Source organism: Bradyrhizobium sp. GW821-FHT13H05 (genome assembly GCF_058804065.1).
The window spans coordinates 73551-90254 of record NZ_JBXAPO010000016.1 but is presented as its reverse complement, the minus strand read 5'-3'; the positions used below and the strand labels follow the sequence as shown (position 1 = coordinate 90254).

Genomic DNA, 16704 nt, shown 5'->3' with positions numbered 1-16704 from the left:
CCGACTTACTTGGCCTTGACTTCCTTGGCATAGATATCCGGCTTGAAGCCGACCAGGAGCTTGCCGCCGGCTTCCAGCACCGGCCGCTTGATCATCGATGGTTGCGCTAGCATCAGCACCAGCGCCTTCTTCTCGGTGAGGCCTTCCTTATCGGCCTCCGGCAGCTTCTTGAAGGTGGTGCCGGCGCGATTGAGCAGCGTCTCCCAGCCGACCTTGTCGCTCCACTGCTTGAGCTTGTCCTTCTCGACGCCCGCGGTCTTGTAGTCGTGAAACTCGTAAGCCACGCCATGGCTGTCGAGCCAGGCGCGCGCCTTCTTCATGGTGTCGCAATTCTTGATGCCATAGATGGTGTTGGACAAGACACGTTCCTCGCGCATGCGTGAAGCCTAGGTTGCAGCGTTGTACGAAACTCCGGTTCGCGCGACAATATTGCGAACGAAGCCAGCTCTCCGAACGGACACATGATGCACGTCACCCACGATCCCACAGCAGTCGCCTCGCCAACCATCGACTTCAACAGCTTCCTCGCGGTCGATATCCGCGTCGGCACGATCGTGGACGCGAAACCGTTTCCGGAAGCGCGCAAGCCGGCCTGGCGTCTCTGGATCGACTTCGGCCCCGCGATCGGCGTGCGCAAGAGCTCGGCGCAGATCACCGAGAACCATCCGCTGGAGACGCTGGTCGGACAACAGGTCGCAGCGGTCGTCAATTTTCCGCCGCGCCAGATCGGGCCGGTCGTGTCGGAGGTCCTGACGCTCGGCTTTCCCGATGCCGACGGCAAGGTCGTGCTGGTGCAGCCGAGCAAGCCTGTTCCGAATGGCGGGCGGCTGTTCTAGCCGCGCGCGATCGAGGGCCGCAGAGTCGCCCCGGTCGGCGCTCATGAGCTGCTTCATCCTCCTGTGGCTCGGCCCGGGACTCGCTCGGACTTGACCCAAATCCGCTCCGCGATTAAAACTGACTGATCGATCGTTTTTTATTTCAACTACCCTTTATGAGGTCATTCCCGACGAAACGTTAAAACGATCGATCTGTCAGTTATTTATGGACCGAGCGGATGCCCAAGATCAGCGACAAGCAGCGTGAAGGCCGGCGGCAGCAGATCCTCGAAGCAGCGCTTGCCTGCTTTGCCGAGGACGGCTTTCACCAGGCCGGCATGGCCGACATCGTCAAGCGGTCGGGGCTGAGCCACGGCGCGGTCTATCTCTACTTCCAGAGCAAGGACGATCTGATCGCGGCGCTGGCCGACGACCGGCATCGCCGCGAGGCCGTGCTCAACTCGGTCGCGCAAGGATCGGGCGATCCGATCGAAGGACTGTACGCCCTGGTCCGGGTCTACGCGCAATGGCTCACCGATCCAGCAGGTGAAGCGCGCCGCCGTGTCGGCATCCATGGCTGGGCCGAGGCCCTGCGCAACCGCCGCGTCCGCACCAGCGTCGTTGAAGGCATCGACATGCCGCGCGCTCTGATCGTGGCGCTGGTCGAGCGCGGCCAGCATGACGGCCTCATCAAGCGCGACCTCGGCGCAGAGGCGATCGCGCGCGTGCTGATCGCGATCTTCCAGGGCTTCGTGCTGCAAAAGTGCTGGGGCGAGGACTTTGACGTCGAGGCCTGCATGACCGCTGTCGCCAGCGTGATCGAAGGGTTCCGCACGACCAAGCCAGACGTCAAGCGACGAACCAGGGTTTGAGCGATGTCCTGGATTCATGAACTCCTCGCAGGTATCGGCGTCGGCCTCGTCGGAGGACTGGCATCGGGCTTCACGGGCACAAGCCCGGGCGGCGGCCTCGTGATCTTCTCCGTGTTGTTGCTCGGGGCCGAGCAACACGTTGCTCAGGGCACATCGCTGATCGCGCAAATCCCCCCAACCGGTCTCGCCGGTGCGCGCCGCTACTGGCAGGGCGGCAATCGCAGTCCGCTGCAATGGATCGTCTGGATCGGCATCGGATTTCTCGTCGGTGGCGCGGGCGGCGGCTATGCCGCGGCCTCGGTGTCCGACGCGGTCCTGCAATGGACTTACGTGGTCTATCTCGTCGCGCTGATCGCTCTGCTGATCCTGCGCCGCGAGCGCAAGGACGAGAGCAACGAGGCGAGCGACCGCAACGAACTGCCCTGGCTCCCGCTGCTCCTCATCGGTACGCTGGCCGGATTTTCCTCCGGCTTCATGGGCATCGGCGGCGGGCTCGCGATCACGGTCGGCCTCGCCGCCGGCCTGCGCGTGCCGCAGCATCAGGCGCAACTGGTCAGCCTGATCTTCTCGGTGATCCCGACCAACATCCCGGCGGCCTGGATCTACTGGAGCAAAGGCCTGATGGTCGGCTGGCCGGCCATCATCGGCATCGTTGCCGGCCTCTGGATCGGCACCGATCTCGGCGCCCGCATGGCCAACGGCGTCAGCAAATCGGTGCTGCGCCGGGCCATGATCGCCCTCGTCTCGTTGATGGCGCTCTACATGACGCATAAAGCGCTGACCTGACTTTACGGCCGCTTCGGAATATTCAGCCCCCGCTGCACGGCGGGGCGCGCGAGGCCGCGTTCGAGCCATGCACCGACCGATTTGAACTGGGTGAACTCGACGAGATCGCCGGCGCCGTAGAAGCCGATGAGATTGCGCACCCAGCCAAGCATCGAGATGTCGGCAATGGTGTAATCGTCATCCATGAACCATTGTCGGCCCGCAAGATGCGTCTCCATCACGCCGAGCAGGCGCTTGGCCTCGCTGACGTAACGGTCGCGGGGACGCTTGTCCTCAAAATCCTTGCCGGCGAATTTGTGGAAGAAGCCGACCTGGCCGAACATCGGCCCGATGCCGCCCATCTGAAAATGCAGCCACGCGAGCGTCTGATAACGGCGCGCGGCATCTTCGGGCAAAAGCTTGCCGGTCTTCTCCGCGAGATATTGCAGGATCGCACCTGACTCGAATAGCGGCAGCGGTTTGCCGCCGGGCCCATTGGGATCGAGGATCGCCGGGATCTTGCCGTTCGGATTGAGGGAGAGGAACTCGGGCGTCTTCTGGTCGTCCTTGCCGAAATCGACGAGATGGACTTCGTAAGGCAGCCCGATCTCCTCCAGCATGATCGAGACCTTGACGCCGTTCGGCGTCGGCAGCGAATAGAGCTGAAGCTGCTCCGGATGCTTGGCCGGCCAGCGCTTGGTGATGGGAAAGGCGGAGAGATCGGACATGAGGACCTACAATCTGCTGTTGAGGCGCATCTAATCTAGGCGAGGAGCCGTACGGCGCAAGGCTCAATAATTGATCTCCATCCGCAATCCACGCGGATCGACCTCCTCGCCGCCGACACGCCGGGTGCTATCCCGTGCCGCGACCGCGCAGGCACAGGCATCGATGAGATCATCGCGGCCGATGCCGGTGCCATGACGCTGCGCCAGCCACTTTCGCACACGCGTGAAGCCACGCAGCTCCAGGAGAGCGATGCGCTGTTGGCGCCCGCGCGCCGACGTCTTGCTGTCGAGCCGCACGCGTCCGGCCAGATTCCAGAAGATCAACTCCGGATGCGCTTCGCCGATCGTCGCCTGCCGTGCCGGTGTCATGATCTCGTCGACGTCTCTGATCTTGTCCCTGATATTCCAGAGCTGCGCCGACACACCCCTGCCCTTGCCTTCATGCTTCCAGTAGTAGCGATTCGCCGCCACCATGTCAGGAAATGTCCAGAGGTCGCGACGCGCGCCGAGAAACACGGCGGGGCCGACCAATTCGCGCGCGCGCAGGTCGCACACACGATAACCGCTCGACTTCAATCCAATCGGCATGTCGATCATCGCGCGCGCATGCGGCAACGCGAGCAAGCGCGCGAGCCCCGGTGAATAATCGAAGCCATGGTCGCCGCGCTCGTCGATCCACGCCGCGACCCAGCCGAAGCGAAATCCATCGAGGCCGAGATAGGTCTTCACGCGCGCGATCCGGCCCGTAACCAACGCTCGCTCATCCCGAGGCCTCATCTCGATGTCGCTCGAACAGGCGTTGCGCCAGCAGCGCATGGCCGAGCGTGCCACCGGCGCGCACCGCCGCGGCGATCAATGCCGCTTCCGCGACTTCCTCGCGCGTCGCGCCGGCTTTGGCCGCCTGCGCCGTATGCACATCGAGACAGTAGGCGCATTGCGTGGTGAGCGCGACAGCGAGCGAGATCAGCTCGCGATATTTGGCCGGTATCAATCCGTTCTTCCGCTCGACCGCGTGGTTGAACGCAAGGAATGCGTTGGCCTCGACCGGCGCCAGCGCCACGAAGGCCGGGACAGACTTCAGATCGTCAGGCGTTTGGTAATCGGTCATGTCTCACCTCGTCAGATATTCGCGCATCAGGGCGCGGGCGCGATGCAGGCGTGCCTTCACGGTCAGCCTGGTCGCGCCGAGCGCGTCAGCGATTTCGTCGATGGTCATCTCCTTGACGTCGCGCATCAGCGCGACATCGCGATAATGCGGCGGCAGTGCCTCGAAAGCCGCGGCCACGTCGAGCCGCAGATCAGCCTCGGGCCGCGACAGCAGTACGGCCTCCCCCTCACTGGCATCGACGGCCGGCGCAAGGCCGGCCTTGCGCGCGAGCCGCAAGCATTCGCGGCGGACCACGCTGAACAGCCAGGTGGACAGGGCCAGCAGCGAGCGGATCGTTCCGACATGGCGGAACAGGATCCACATCGCCTCCTGCGTCGCGTCCTCGACATCCGCCGAGCTGCGGCAGGTCGCACGCGCGTAGCGGCGGATATCCGGCTGTGCCGTCGCGAGCAGTGACGCGATCGCCTGGGGATCGCCGAGCCGCGCGGCTTCGAACAGGTTTGGCGAGATTGCAGCCGCACTCACGACACACCTCCTCGTCCGATGCCCGCCACAGCGCACATCGGACAATAGCCGACGAGCCCGGTCAGCGCGAAGCCTGCGCCGCCGAGGGCCACCAGCCACGCGGCAGCGCCGGCGAGGTAAACAAATGCCGCGACTGCCACCGCAATCCCTGTGGCGATCCGCACCGCCTGGTGCAGGCCGCCGATGTTCTTCCTGTAAAATGCCATCGCATCCTCCGAGATAGACCGAGGCTGATCGCCTCGACTACAAAGAGGGCGCGATGGCCGCAAAGGATTCGCGGGCGCGCGCAATTTTTTCGCGGTGAGCCTCTTTTCGCGGTCAGCTTTGGACCGCCTGATAGGCCAGGCGCTTGAACTCGAAGAAGAACGGATTCCAGAAGCCCATGTAGCGCTGGGCCATCAGGACGCCCGCGGTATTGGCCTCGGGGCAGATCCACCAATGGGTGCCGGCAAGTCCGCCCCACTGGAATTCGCCGGTGGAATTCGGCGGATCGAACGGCGTCGGCGCGAAGGTGACGGCGCCGCCGAGGCCAAAGCCCTTGCCGGGGATCGGCCCGAGATTGGCAAAGCGGATGGTCCGCCCCGCGGGCAGCTGGTTCGTCATCATCTGCCGCAGCGTCTCCGGCTTGAGCAGCGCGTCCGAGCCGGGCACCAGCGCGCGCACGAGTGCGAGCATGTCCGGCAGGGTCGACACCAGACCGCCGCCGCCCGAGAGCCGCGGGAACGGCCGCCGATAGGCTTGCGGAAAAGGCAGATTGTCGGCTCGCGTGAGGCCGGGCTTCGTGGGATCAAGCGGGTCAGCACCATTGTAGAGCGCGACCAGCCTGCCCTGCTGCGCCTCCGGCACGTAGAATCCGGTATCGGTCATGCCGAGCGGATCGAAGATGCGCGCCTTGAAGAAAGCATCGAGGGATTTTCCCGAGACGACCTCGACGACGCGGCCGAGCACGTCGGTCGCCACCGAATATTCCCAGGCCGTGCCAGGCTGATAAGACAGCGGCAGATCGGCGAGCTTGTCGATCATGTCGGTCAGCGGCGTCAGCGGATTGAGCACGCCCGCCCCGTTGTAGCCTTTGAACAGCACCGAGCCGGGATCGAAGATGCCGTAGCTGAGGCCGGAGGTGTGGGTCAGCAGCTGGCGGATCGTGATCGAACCCTTAGCCGGCTCGACATCGGCAAGGCTTGCCGCGCCCTGCTTCAAGACCTTGCGATTGCCGAGCTGCGGCAGGAATTTCTCGACGGCGTCATCGAGCCCGATACGCCCCTCTTCCATCAGCAGCATGATCGAGCAGGTGACGAAGATCTTGGTGTTGGAAAACGCGCGAAAGATGTGATCGGGCCGCAGCGCCGTCTTCGTCTCGCGATCAGCGAAGCCGACGCATTGCTGGTCGACAATTTCGCCGCCGCGCAGCACCGCCCAGGACGCGCCGGGGATGATTTCCTGATCGACGTAGCGCTGCATCGCCGTCCGCGCGGCGGAAAAATCAACCGTCTTGATGTCTGCCTTGGCGTCCATGACGTGCTGCCTCCCTGAATTGGTTGAGATGGATATAGCGACAAATCGGCCGCGGGGAAGCCCACCCTTCCAGGGCCGGGTCCGCGCCGGTCACATCGGCATTTTTGTTTCGCCGCGTGTTCATCAGGGCGCGAGCAACACAACGAAAACCGCTGCAATCCTTGCGGCAAGACCTCGTTAATCGGGCGACCTTTAGCCTCACACCCATGTTCGGCGTATTCCTGACCTCATCATGGGTAACCCACAATGACCTCGATCTCCGCAACCTCCGCCAGTTCGTACTCGCCACTCGACCGCCTTAAGAGCGAGCTCACCAAGGAAGTCTCGGCGGGCACCGTCAGCTCGAGCGACGAATCGGCGCTCTCCTCCGCGCTCGACGACATCGATTCCGCCCTCAAGAGCGGCGCATCCAGCTCCTCGTCACCGCCCTCGTCCGACGAGATGCAATCCAAGATCGACGACCTGATCCAGAGCGAGGTGTCGAGCGGCAAGCTGACCAGCGACCAGGCCAGCGAACTGAAGAACGTCTTCGCCAACACGTTCTCCGGCGGCGCCAGTGGTGCCGGCGGCCCGCCTCCGCCGCCGGACGACAGCAGCGACTCCTCGAGCACCGACTCGACCTCCTCCACTTCCTCGTCCAGCTCGTCCTCCACCACCACCGAGGACATGATGAAGGAGTTGCTCGCAATGCTTCAGAGCGCGACCAGCCAGTCGACCTCCTATAGCGCCAGCGGCAGCAACAATTCCTCCGCGTCGAGCGCGCTGCTGGTCGATTACAAGACCTGATCGCAGCGGCCCGGTGCGCGCCACCGGGCCGTCATCCCTGCTTCATCAGCCCAGTGACGTGCAGGCGGCGGCGGATGCGCATGCCCTGCCGCTGATAGAGGGCGATCGCGGACGCGTTGCTCGAGAACACGTGCAGGAACGGGATCTCGCCACGCGCCTCGATCCGGCGCGCGACCGCCGCAAGCAGCGCCTGTGCGTAGCCGCGCCCGCGATAGTCCGGATGCACGCAGACGGCCGTCATCTCGACGAACTTTCCCGGCTTCATCCGCTCGCCCGTCATCGCGACCAGCTCACCGCCGGCGCGGATGCCGAGGAAGGTGCCGAGCTCATGGGTCCGCAGCGCGAATGGACCGGGCTTGGTCAGCTCTGTCAGCGCCATCATGGCGGGAACGTCGGCGGCGCCCAGCGTGACGATCTCGGCATCGCGGAGCGAACTGTCGGCGGGGGAGCCGATCATCTGCTCGCCGGTCTCGGCGAGCACCACCTTGAAGCTGGCGGGCACCTCGACTGGCTCGGGTGTGAACAACGCGGCGACCTGCGAGCCCGACAAGAGATCGCCGAGCGCGGCAAAGCTTGTCGCCGACATGTCGACCATGTCGGCAAACGGCGTCATGTCCACGGGATAGCGCAGCGCGCGTGGGCCGCCCTCCGCCAGATGCTTCTGGCTTGTCGTCAGCGCGCTCCAGATCGGACGATCCAGCAGCCGCTCATCGCTGTCGGACACTGGCCTAGTCCTTGTCGAAGCTGACGATGACGGCCGCATTGGCGATCAGGATGGGGTCGTTGGCCACTTCCGTGGCCGAGGGAATCTCCAGCCCGCCCTTGACCGCATTCACAGTCACGGTGCCATAAGGCAGCTCCTTCGCAACGGCTTCCTTGTCCACGGCTTCCGGATTGGGAACGGCGATCGTGACATCGACGAACATGTCGTTCGCGGTCTTGCCGATCATCCGGAAGAACCCGAGGCTCGAATGCCGGATGGCATCCGACACGGCACGTTTCGCCGCCTTGGTGGCGTCCCTGCCGTGGACGTCGACGCCCATGCCCATCTCGGTGATACAGCGAACGCGAGTCATTTCATATTCCTGTGGTTGGTTGGGTGATTGGGAGTGTCGATGATCGTAGGGCGCGACACAAGTCGTTGCCTCGTGTCCCGGACGCGCTGCAACGCTTTTCGCGTTGCTGCGCAGAGCCGGGACCCAGGAGGCCGCAGAGCTCGCTGATGCATGGGCCCCGGCTCTGCAGCACACCGCTGAAGGAGCGCTGCGCTGCGTCCGGGGCACGAGACCGTAGCCCTCACGCTTTCGCCTTCTCATGCGCGCGCAGCTCATCCACCAGCACCCGCACATTCTCCGAATAGTCGATCGGGATCACGACCAGATGCACGCCGCCCTCCTTGAACGCGGCATCCAGCGTCGGGCCAAAGCTGTCGATGCTCGCGATGCGATGGCCCTTGGCGCCGTAAGCCTTGGCGTACAGCGCAAAGTCGGGATTGCCGAAGGTCATGCCATAGTCGGCGAAATGATCGACGGCCTGCTTCCAGCGGATCATGCCGTAGGCGTTATCCTCGAGCACCAGCACGACGAGGTTGAGCTTGAGGCGAACGGCGGTCTCCATCTCCTGGCTGTTCATCATGAAGCCGCCGTCGCCGGCGACCGCGAGCACGCGGCGATCGGGATAGAGCATCGCGGCCATCATCGCCGACGGCAGGCCTGCGCCCATCGTCGCCAGCGCGTTGTCGAGCAACAGCGTGTTGGCGACGCGGGTGCGATAGTTGCGTGCGAACCAGATCTTGTACATGCCGTTGTCGAGCGCGACGATGCCGTTCTCCGGGATCACCTGGCGGATGTCGTGCACGATCCGCTGCGGCGTCGGCGGCCAGCGCGCCTCGGTGGCGCGATCGGCGATGCGGCTGAGAATCTTTTCACGCAACGGCAGCAGCGCCGCGGCCTGCGGCAGCTTGCCCTCGAGGCGATCGGCGAGCAGCTCCAGGCTCGGGCCGACGTCGCCGATGACCTCGGCGTCCGGGAAATAGACCTGCTCCACGCTGGCTGACGTATAGCTGACGTGAATCACTTTCGGCCCCGACGGCCCCATGATGAAGGGCGGCTTCTCGATCGGGTCGTGACCGATCGCCACGATCAGGTCGGCGGCGTCGATCGCGTCGTGAACGTAGTCGCGCTCGGACAGTGCCGCGGTGCCCATGTAGAGATTGGTGCCGCCGGGCACGGTGCCCTTCCCCATTTGCGTCGTGAAAAACGGAATGCCGGTTCGCCGCACGAAGCTTGCGATACCGTGCGTCGAGCGCGGCCGGCTGGTCGCGGCACCCATCATCACCAGCGGGCTCTTTGCCGCCAAGATCATCTCGGCGGCGCGGTCGAGCGCGGCACGATGGGCGACAGGGATTTCGATCGGATGGATCGGGATCACGGGGGTGGCAGGCACCTCATCGCCCGCGATGTCCTCGGGCAGTTCGAGATGCACCGGCCCGGGCCGCTCCTCCATCGCCACGCGAAAGGCGTCGCGCACCACGGTCGGGATGCTGGAGGCGCTGATGATCTGCCGCGACAGCTTCGTCAGCGGCTTCATGGTCGCGACCACGTCCACGATCTGGAAACGCGCCTGCCGGCTGCTCATGATCGGCTTCTGGCCGGTGATCAGGATCATCGGCATCGCGCCGAGATGCGCATAGGCGGCACCGGTGGACAAATTGAGCGCGCCGGGGCCGAGCGTAGAAAGACAGACACCGGGCTTTCCGGTCAACCGGCCATGCGTGGCGGCCATGAAGGCGGCGGCCTGCTCGTGGCGGGTCAGGACCAACTCGATTCTGGACGTGCGGAGCGATTCGACCAGATCGAGATTTTCCTCGCCGGGCACGCCAAAAATGCGGTCGACGCCTTCGTTCTCCAGCGCCGCGACAAACAGGTCCGATCCTTTGACTTTGTGGTCCTGCCCGCTCATGTCGCCTCCGCCTGCTGCTGGCTCCCGTGGTCCACGAGAACGGGCGCATGGTAGCCATCCAGGCCGCATGCACAACTCACAAAGAGGCGCGCAAATGCATCAGCACCGTCATTGCCAGCGAAGCGAAGCAATCCAGAGTCCATCCGTGGATACGTTTCTGGGTTGCGTCGCTGCGCTCGCAATGACGGAGTGTGGAACTACTCCGTTCGCCACTCTCGTGTCCCGGACGCGACGCAGCGCGCAGCGGTGCGGCGCAGAGCCGGGACCCGGCAGACTGCGGCACTCGCTGCAACATGGGCCCCGGCTCTGCGCAGCAACGCGAAGGGCGTTGCAGCGCGTCCGGGGCACGAGACCGTTGTTGAATGGCTGATATGGGTTCGCGGCCTCGCGGCGTGGTTCGCCCGAGCTTTGCTTCGTCGCGACACCCTCCGATGTCAGAGGGCGCAGGGAAGACCGGGTGCCGGCCGGGCACCCGCGGTCCACTGTGCGAAACGTGTGCTTGGAAAAGCTGCACAGCGGCATACAGGTGAAGCCAAACATCCGGCCTTCCCTGCGCAGTGGTTTGACGGCTTATGCCGAGCTCTCCCCGGGGAGCGTTGCACTATTGCCCCCGTCGCCTTGCGGATGACTGATGCGCGTGCCCGGTCGGGCCGCCACATCACCACAAGACTTGGCGCACAGACCCCGGGCGCCAGGACGACACGGTTTTGCCGTACGCAGATCACACCGGTCGTGTGCGCGACGTCTTTCGCTCACGGTTGCCCGCCCTGCGAAACCCTTCGCGCCGATGTGACGAGCGTCCACCGCAGCTCACCCCGCGTTCGTGACGATCGCGATACGCCCCTCTGACAGGGATGAGGTGGCGCATGAATACGCCAAAGCCGAATTTCGGTAAAGTGGAATATTTTCGCGTGCGCGGATTGACCCGTCATTTGTGTGTTTTGCCCGACGGGCAACACAAGGTCTCGTAGCCTGGATGGAGCGAAGCGTAATCCGGGAATCGTGCCCGCGGAAAAGAGGCCCCGGATTGCGCTTCGCTCCATCCGGGCTACGAAACGCCCCCTTACAGCTTCGCCTCGGCAAAAATGCCCGCTATCCAGTCCAGGAACACGCGCAGGCGCAGCGCGAGCTGGCGGTTCTGCGGATAGAGCGCCGAGAGCGGTGTCGGCGACGGCGGATGGCCCGCTAGCACCTCGACCAGCGTGCCGCTGGCGAGATCATCCGCAAAGCGATAGCGGGGCGCCTGCGCGAGGCCGAAGCCGAGCCGTGCCAGATCCGCCATGGTGTCGGAATTGTTGACGCGAACCCGGCTCGGCAGCACGATTTGCCGCAGCGCGCCGGCGACGGAAAATTCCAGCGGCAGCACATCGCCGGTGCGCGAGGAGACGAAGGCCACCATCTGATGGCCGTCGAGCGCATCAGGCGTCGCGGGCATCCCATGGCCAGCGATATAGGCCGGGCTCGCGACCGTGATCTCCGCGATGGTGCCGAGGCGGCGCAGGATCATCCCGCTGTCCTCGGGCTCGCCCGACCGGATCACGCAATCGATGCCCTCGCGCACAAGATCGACCAGGCGGTCGCCCTGCCCGATCTGCAGGTCGAGCTGCGGATAGCGCGCCAGGAAAGCCGGCAGATGCGGCAGGATGAAGGTGCGGGTCAGCAACGGATGCGCGTCAATGCGGAGCAGGCCACGCGGCCGCGTATCGCGCATCGCGGTTTCGGCTTCCTCGACCTCCGCCAGGATGGCGACACAGCGACGGTAATAGTCCTCGCCGTCGAGCGTCGGCGTCACATGACGCGTGGTCCGTTCGAGCAGGCGCGCGCCCAGCCGCGCTTCGAGGCTTCGCAGCACCTCGCTCGCTGTCGAGCGGGGAATGCCGAGGTCGGCCGCCGCGGCTGTAAAACTTTGCCGTTCCACGAGGCGGACGAACAGGCGCATGGCGTCAAAACAGTCCATGGCCGATTGTTCACCACAGCCGACAAGTGATGGCAAGTCTTGGGCGATTATCCGGCCCCAACGATCAGGTATCTCCCAGCCAGAAGACATCGAGGAGATCCGCCATGACCAACCCATCCCAGCGCACCGCCATCGTCACCGGCGGCTCCCGCGGCATTGGCGCCGCGATCGCCCGCCGGCTGGCGCAGGACGGCATCGCGGTCGCGATCAACTATGCGAGTGGCAAGACGGCTGCCGACGCACTCGTTGCCGGGATCGAAGCCGCCGGCGGGCGCGCCATCGCCGTGCAGGCCGATCTCGCCGATCCCGCAACCCCGGCGCGGCTGTTCGATGCGGCCGAGCACGCCTTCGGCAGCGTCGACGTCCTCGTCAACAATGCCGGAGTGATGGAGCTCGGGCCGCTCGCCGAGGTGAGCGATGAATCATTCGCGCGGCAGATTTCAATCAACCTCGACAGCGTGTTCCGGTCCCTGCGCGAAGCGGCGCGGCGGCTCCGCGACGGTGGCCGCATCGTCAATTTCTCGTCCAGTGTCGTCGGTCTCTATCAGCCCGGCTACGGCGTCTACGCCGCAACCAAGGCCGCGGTCGAAGCCATGACGCACATCCTCGCCAAGGAGCTCGGCGGCCGGCGCATCACCGTCAATGCGGTGGCCCCCGGTCCGGTCGAGACCCGGCTGTTCCTGGAAGGCAAGAGCGAGCAGCAGGTGCGCGCCATTGCCGCCATGAACCCGTTCGGCCGCCTCGGCCAGCCCGACGACATCGCCGGCGTGGTCGCCTTCCTCGCCGGCCACGACAGCGGCTGGGTCAACGGCCAAATCATCCGCGCCAATGGCGGCGTGGTCTGACGCACCGCACGACACATCATACGGAGACATCCATCATGCCGTTCGCCAACATCAAGATCCCGCAGGCCGCATTGTCGCAGGCGCAGAAGGCGGAGATCGTACATAACCTCACCGCGCTGTTCGTCCACTATTTCGGCGAAGCGGCGCGGCCGCACACGATGGTGCTGATCGAGGAAGTCCCCGACGGCGGTTATGGCCGCGCCGACGAGGTGTTCGTCGTTCCCGACGCCTATCGCGCCCGCGACAGCGTCACGCCAGCTTCAGGCTGAGCTCGGTGCCGCCCTTGAGCGGCAGCGTCATCGAGACGAAGCCGTTTTGGGGATCGCGGATGAAGTCGAGATAGTCGGGCTCGGCATTGTCGTTCATGACATAGCCGCCGACGCGCAGCTGCGGCGCGACGATCTCGATCACCTCGCGCGCCAGCGAGGGACCTGCCTCGCCCGGCCAGCCATCGATCAGCACGAAATCGACGGGGCCGCCGAGATCGCGCAAGGTTTTGCGCGCATCGCCCTCCCGGATCTCGGCGTAGTCGGCAAGGCCTGCTTCGGCGAGATTGCGTTTGGCGGTCTCGACCTTGGCCGGCACGATCTCCGAGCCGATCACGGTGCCGCCGCCATTGTCGCGTAGCGCCGCCGCGAAATACAGCGTGGACATGCCAACCGAGGTCGCGAACTCCGCCACGCGCGTGGCGCGCAGGCCGCGACACAGCAAGTAGATCAATTCGCCCTGCTCAGGATGGATGGAAAATCCCTGCTCGGCATAGGCGTGGGGATCGCGGCTGTTGAATGCGCCGCGCGGGCCGCCGCCTGACGGACGCTGCCGCGCGCCTTGCATTCGCGCGAGCACGGCGTTGACGCGCGGGTCGGCAATCGGGCTGTGGGACCGATCGTTCATGCGTTGCTTCCCTTGCTGCCCGTCACTTGCCGAGGATTTCGGCGGCGGCGCGATCCAGGATCGCGGCGATGCGGCGTGCTTCGGCGGAATCGCTGTCGTGCTTGGCGCGCAGCGCACGCTTGAGGTTGTGGCGGGCGCGGTGCAGCTCGTCCGAGGCGCCGCCGTCGAGATCGCTGACGCCGGCGAAGGCCTCGCGCACCTCGTCCATGCGGCGGCCGATCCGCGACAACGCTTGCAGGATCGCATCCGCGGTCGCGCGGTTCTCGGCCAGATGCGCCTCTCCCTGCGGGGTGATGCTGTAGAGCTTGCGGCCGCCATCCTGCTGGACGCTGCTGTGCCCGACCTCTTCGAGATAGGTCAGCGCCGGATAGATCACGCCCGGGCTCGGTGTGTAGAAGCCGTCGGATCGCTCCTCGATGATCTTGATCAGCTCGTAGCCATGCGCCGGATTCTCGGCCAGCAGCGCCAGGACCACCAGCTGGAGGTCCTGCGACGAGAGCCGCCGGGCGCCCGGAAAATCGTCGCCGCCGCGCCCGAAGAAGCCGTGGCCGCCGCGGCCGAAGCGGGGCCGCCCGCCGTGCCGGCCCATGGCGAAGTGGGCGAAGTGTCCAAAATGGAAGTCTCTGTGGTCTCGTCCGTGCTTCATATCGTAAGTCCTTTTGTAAAACATATCTTACGATATAGTTTGCGATAGCCTTTCCCGCAACCCACAACTCTGTGATCGGGCCCCCGGACGCCGGTCCCCGGCCGGAACCCGGCGCAGACGCCTCGCCGTTACTCGGCGGCTTCGCTATGAGGGACGCCCTGCTCGACCTCGAGCTGAAGGATGTCGTTGAAGCGGTTGAAGGCGCCGCACAGTGCGATGCGCCAGGTCAGCTCGACGATCTGCGCTTCCGAGAAGTGCGCGCGGAGGCGGGCAAAGATCTCGTCGCGGGTCTTGTTCCAGTTGTTGGTGACGGCGATGGAATATTCGACGACGAGCTTGTCGAGGTCGTCGAGCTCGGGATGGTCCTTGTAGTCGATCAGGCGCGCGGCGCCCTGCTCCGAGACGCCCTGCACGGCCAGCTTCGGCGCGTGATGCGAGACGCAATAGTCGCATTTGTTGAGCAAGGAGACCGTGACCAGCGCAAGCTCGAGATGACGCTTCGACAGATTACCGTCCTGGGCAAGATCGACCAGCAGCGACCACATGTGCTTGAAGATCGGCAGGCGGTGCGCCATGACACCGGCCTGGTTCTCGAACGCGCCGTAGGTCGTCATCTTGTCCCACAGCGGCTTCAGTGCGTCCGGCAAATCGTCCCTGGTCTTGATCGAAACGCGCGACATGGCAATTCATCCCTGGTTGGAACGCCTATGCTGCCATAAAGGCCCGCCTTGCGTCCCGGTCGCGATCGCATGACACCCAAGACATTTGAAGCACGCTGCCTGCGCCTGCCCGCCGCCACCAAGGTGGTGCAGTGGGAAGGCACCTCCGTGTTCAAGGTCGGCGGCAAGATGTTCGCGCTCGGCGGCGGCTTTGCGGCAGGCACCGGAGGCTACATGTTCAAGGTCTCGGACATGGCCTATGCGATGCTGATCGAACATGGTGTCGCACGGCCCGCGCCCTATCTGGCGCGGGCGAGATGGGTGCAGCTCGCCAGCAACAACGCGTTGCCTGATGCGGAGCTCACCGGCTATCTGGCGCAGGCCCATGCACTGATCGTGGCGAAACTCACGCGCAAATCGCGCAAGGCGCTGGGGCTCGATTGAGGCCCCTCTCCACAACGTGATGAGATGACCATCATCCTCCCATTGGATCGATGCTGCACCGCAACTAGCTCAGCGGAAACCCCATGTCCGATGGAGAGTTCCATGACCAAGTCCAGCGCTGCAGCCACCAAGACCCATCGCTACGAGCTGATGCACGGTGAAGGCGCCGATTTCGTCGCCTATCAGCGCCGCGAGAGCGGGATCTGGCAGACCGTTGCGACGTGGATGATTCCGCGCGCAATCTGCAATTAGATCGGCGCTGATTTCAGAAATCGACGGCAACCTCGCCGAAACCTTCGAGACGCGCACGAACGCTGGCCCCCTCACGTGCGAAGATCATGCCGGTGCACGAGCCTGTCGTGACGATCTGGCCCCGCGCGAGCGGCGTACCTCGCTCGGCACAATGGCGAACGAGCCAGCGCAGCAGACGCCAGATGTCGCCTGCCGGATTGCCGCCTGTCGTTCGCTTACTGATGTCGTCGCCGATCAAGATGTGCGCCTCGACTTTCCTCAGATCGATGGAAGCAGGGCTGACTGTCGAGGCCGGTCCCATCAGCAGCGCGCCGTGGCTCTGCAAATCCGCAAGCTGGGCCAAGGCCGCGCTGTTGGTCCAATCCGCAAGGCGCGTCTCGACCACCTCGATGACGGGATACGCGGCATCAAAGGCGCCAGCCAATTCGCGATCGGGCAATGCGGCATCGTCGATCGTGAGCGCGCGCCCGACCCGGAGTGCGACTTCCGCTTCCACACCGCGCAGCAATCCCGTCCCCAGTCGCGCACCGGAAGCGAGCAGGCCCGACACAGGCAGCGGCGCGCAGTTCGGCTCGGCCTCCGCGTTCGACGCGCCGACCTTCCAGCCGCCGATCGGGCCGATCCGGGCCAGCGTGGCATCCTGGATCGCGTAGGCGGCGGCACGATCCGAAGGCAGAACATCATGCCAGGAGACCGGCCGCCCGCTGTTGCGGGCTGCGACCAGCCGCTCCCCCACTTCATTCGCATTGCTCACGATGTTCTCCCGTAGTGTATTCCAGCTCCGCCGACAGGCGCTCCAAGCAGAAAGTTCTGCTCGAATTCCCGGCCCAATGCCAGCCTCTCATCGCTCCAAAATTAATGAGCAGCCAAAGCGGCCGCCGACGGCCGATGTGGCGATGCGCTAATCATCGGCTTTCGTTGCGCGCAGCAGA

The 16704-nt window shown here is 64.9% G+C and carries 23 protein-coding genes; 8 read left to right on the top strand and 15 right to left on the bottom strand.

Features of this window, described 5'->3' with window-relative positions; all coding sequences use genetic code 11:
- Positions 1 to 5 precede the first annotated feature (5 nt).
- Complete coding sequence (locus AC1RR3_RS32500; protein WP_492828351.1) at positions 6 to 359, bottom strand: ArsC family reductase; 354 nt, start codon at positions 357 to 359, stop codon at positions 6 to 8.
- 105 nt (positions 360 to 464) lie between these two features.
- Here AC1RR3_RS32500 and AC1RR3_RS32495 point away from each other — a divergent pair, with 105 nt between their 5' ends.
- The 3 genes from AC1RR3_RS32495 to AC1RR3_RS32485 all read left to right on the top strand — a co-directional run bounded on the left by AC1RR3_RS32495 (position 465) and on the right by AC1RR3_RS32485 (position 2473).
- Positions 465 to 836 carry a tRNA-binding protein gene (locus AC1RR3_RS32495; RefSeq protein ID WP_492828532.1) on the top strand — a complete coding sequence of 124 codons (372 nt, stop codon included), beginning with the start codon at positions 465 to 467 and terminating at the stop codon, positions 834 to 836.
- A 218-nt stretch (positions 837 to 1054) separates the two neighbouring features.
- Positions 1055 to 1687, top strand: a complete 633-nt coding sequence (locus AC1RR3_RS32490; protein ID WP_492828349.1) for a TetR/AcrR family transcriptional regulator — start codon at positions 1055 to 1057, stop codon at positions 1685 to 1687.
- A 3-nt stretch (positions 1688 to 1690) separates the two neighbouring features.
- The gene (locus AC1RR3_RS32485; RefSeq protein ID WP_492828347.1) at positions 1691 to 2473 is read left to right on the top strand and encodes a sulfite exporter TauE/SafE family protein; all 783 of its coding nucleotides are present in this window, start codon (positions 1691 to 1693) and stop codon (positions 2471 to 2473) included.
- 2 nt (positions 2474 to 2475) lie between these two features.
- On the opposite strand, the gene AC1RR3_RS32480 is transcribed toward AC1RR3_RS32485, so the two are convergent.
- The 6 genes from AC1RR3_RS32480 to AC1RR3_RS32455 form a co-directional block, all read right to left on the bottom strand.
- Positions 2476 to 3180, bottom strand: a complete 705-nt coding sequence (locus AC1RR3_RS32480; protein WP_492828345.1) for a glutathione S-transferase family protein — start codon at positions 3178 to 3180, stop codon at positions 2476 to 2478.
- A 63-nt stretch (positions 3181 to 3243) separates the two neighbouring features.
- Positions 3244 to 3909 carry a DUF429 domain-containing protein gene (locus AC1RR3_RS32475; protein ID WP_492828343.1) on the bottom strand — a complete coding sequence of 222 codons (666 nt, stop codon included), beginning with the start codon at positions 3907 to 3909 and terminating at the stop codon, positions 3244 to 3246.
- A gap of 31 nt (positions 3910 to 3940) precedes the next feature.
- Positions 3941 to 4288, bottom strand: coding sequence for a carboxymuconolactone decarboxylase family protein (locus tag AC1RR3_RS32470; RefSeq protein ID WP_492828341.1), 348 nt, complete (start codon positions 4286 to 4288; stop codon positions 3941 to 3943).
- A gap of 3 nt (positions 4289 to 4291) precedes the next feature.
- Positions 4292 to 4813, bottom strand: a complete 522-nt coding sequence (locus AC1RR3_RS32465) for an RNA polymerase sigma factor (RefSeq protein WP_492828339.1) — start codon at positions 4811 to 4813, stop codon at positions 4292 to 4294.
- Positions 4810 to 5019, bottom strand: a complete 210-nt coding sequence (locus tag AC1RR3_RS32460; RefSeq protein WP_492828337.1) for a YgaP family membrane protein — start codon at positions 5017 to 5019, stop codon at positions 4810 to 4812. The genes AC1RR3_RS32465 and AC1RR3_RS32460 overlap by 4 nt, the downstream gene beginning before the upstream one ends.
- Positions 5020 to 5131: 112 nt before the next feature.
- Complete coding sequence (locus AC1RR3_RS32455; RefSeq protein ID WP_492828530.1) at positions 5132 to 6274, bottom strand: serine hydrolase domain-containing protein; 1143 nt, start codon at positions 6272 to 6274, stop codon at positions 5132 to 5134.
- A 300-nt stretch (positions 6275 to 6574) separates the two neighbouring features.
- Here AC1RR3_RS32455 and AC1RR3_RS32450 point away from each other — a divergent pair, with 300 nt between their 5' ends.
- Positions 6575 to 7114: a hypothetical protein gene (locus AC1RR3_RS32450; protein WP_492828335.1), complete on the top strand. Its 540-nt coding sequence runs from the start codon at positions 6575 to 6577 to the stop codon at positions 7112 to 7114.
- A 31-nt stretch (positions 7115 to 7145) separates the two neighbouring features.
- Here AC1RR3_RS32450 and AC1RR3_RS32445 read toward each other — a convergent pair whose 3' ends face one another.
- The 4 genes from AC1RR3_RS32445 to AC1RR3_RS32430 form a co-directional block, all read right to left on the bottom strand.
- Positions 7146 to 7838: a GNAT family N-acetyltransferase gene (locus tag AC1RR3_RS32445; RefSeq protein WP_492828333.1), complete on the bottom strand. Its 693-nt coding sequence runs from the start codon at positions 7836 to 7838 to the stop codon at positions 7146 to 7148.
- 4 nt (positions 7839 to 7842) lie between these two features.
- Positions 7843 to 8190, bottom strand: coding sequence for a Lin0512 family protein (locus tag AC1RR3_RS32440; protein WP_492828331.1), 348 nt, complete (start codon positions 8188 to 8190; stop codon positions 7843 to 7845).
- Between the two features lie 220 nt (positions 8191 to 8410).
- Positions 8411 to 10075 (bottom strand): acetolactate synthase large subunit, encoded by a 1665-nt coding sequence (locus AC1RR3_RS32435; protein WP_492828329.1) that lies wholly within the window; start codon positions 10073 to 10075, stop codon positions 8411 to 8413.
- A gap of 1063 nt (positions 10076 to 11138) precedes the next feature.
- Positions 11139 to 12032 carry a LysR family transcriptional regulator gene (locus AC1RR3_RS32430; RefSeq protein WP_492828327.1) on the bottom strand — a complete coding sequence of 298 codons (894 nt, stop codon included), beginning with the start codon at positions 12030 to 12032 and terminating at the stop codon, positions 11139 to 11141.
- A gap of 104 nt (positions 12033 to 12136) precedes the next feature.
- Here AC1RR3_RS32430 and AC1RR3_RS32425 point away from each other — a divergent pair, with 104 nt between their 5' ends.
- Together AC1RR3_RS32425 and AC1RR3_RS32420 are read left to right on the top strand one after the other, a co-directional pair.
- The gene (locus tag AC1RR3_RS32425; protein WP_492828325.1) at positions 12137 to 12877 is read left to right on the top strand and encodes an SDR family oxidoreductase; all 741 of its coding nucleotides are present in this window, start codon (positions 12137 to 12139) and stop codon (positions 12875 to 12877) included.
- A gap of 35 nt (positions 12878 to 12912) precedes the next feature.
- The gene (locus AC1RR3_RS32420) at positions 12913 to 13146 is read left to right on the top strand and encodes a tautomerase family protein (protein WP_492828323.1); all 234 of its coding nucleotides are present in this window, start codon (positions 12913 to 12915) and stop codon (positions 13144 to 13146) included.
- On the opposite strand, the gene AC1RR3_RS32415 is transcribed toward AC1RR3_RS32420, so the two are convergent.
- The 3 genes from AC1RR3_RS32415 to AC1RR3_RS32405 form a co-directional block, all read right to left on the bottom strand.
- Positions 13127 to 13771 carry an O-methyltransferase gene (locus tag AC1RR3_RS32415; RefSeq protein WP_492828321.1) on the bottom strand — a complete coding sequence of 215 codons (645 nt, stop codon included), beginning with the start codon at positions 13769 to 13771 and terminating at the stop codon, positions 13127 to 13129. The genes AC1RR3_RS32420 and AC1RR3_RS32415 overlap by 20 nt on opposite strands.
- A 22-nt stretch (positions 13772 to 13793) precedes the next feature.
- A complete protein-coding gene (locus AC1RR3_RS32410; protein ID WP_492828320.1) occupies positions 13794 to 14417 on the bottom strand; it encodes a PadR family transcriptional regulator in 624 nt (207 codons plus the stop codon).
- 128 nt (positions 14418 to 14545) lie between these two features.
- Entirely contained in the window at positions 14546 to 15097 is a 552-nt protein-coding gene (locus tag AC1RR3_RS32405; protein ID WP_492828319.1) for a carboxymuconolactone decarboxylase family protein, read from the bottom strand.
- 69 nt (positions 15098 to 15166) lie between these two features.
- Between AC1RR3_RS32405 and AC1RR3_RS32400 the strand changes: the two genes are divergently transcribed.
- Positions 15167 to 15520: an MmcQ/YjbR family DNA-binding protein gene (locus AC1RR3_RS32400; RefSeq protein ID WP_492828317.1), complete on the top strand. Its 354-nt coding sequence runs from the start codon at positions 15167 to 15169 to the stop codon at positions 15518 to 15520.
- 102 nt (positions 15521 to 15622) lie between these two features.
- The gene (locus AC1RR3_RS32395) at positions 15623 to 15772 is read left to right on the top strand and encodes a hypothetical protein (protein WP_492828315.1); all 150 of its coding nucleotides are present in this window, start codon (positions 15623 to 15625) and stop codon (positions 15770 to 15772) included.
- A 13-nt stretch (positions 15773 to 15785) separates the two neighbouring features.
- Here the strand turns inward: AC1RR3_RS32395 and AC1RR3_RS32390 are convergent, their stop codons facing one another.
- The gene (locus tag AC1RR3_RS32390; protein ID WP_492828314.1) at positions 15786 to 16526 is read right to left on the bottom strand and encodes a 2-keto-4-pentenoate hydratase; all 741 of its coding nucleotides are present in this window, start codon (positions 16524 to 16526) and stop codon (positions 15786 to 15788) included.
- Positions 16527 to 16704: the final 178 nt, after the last annotated feature.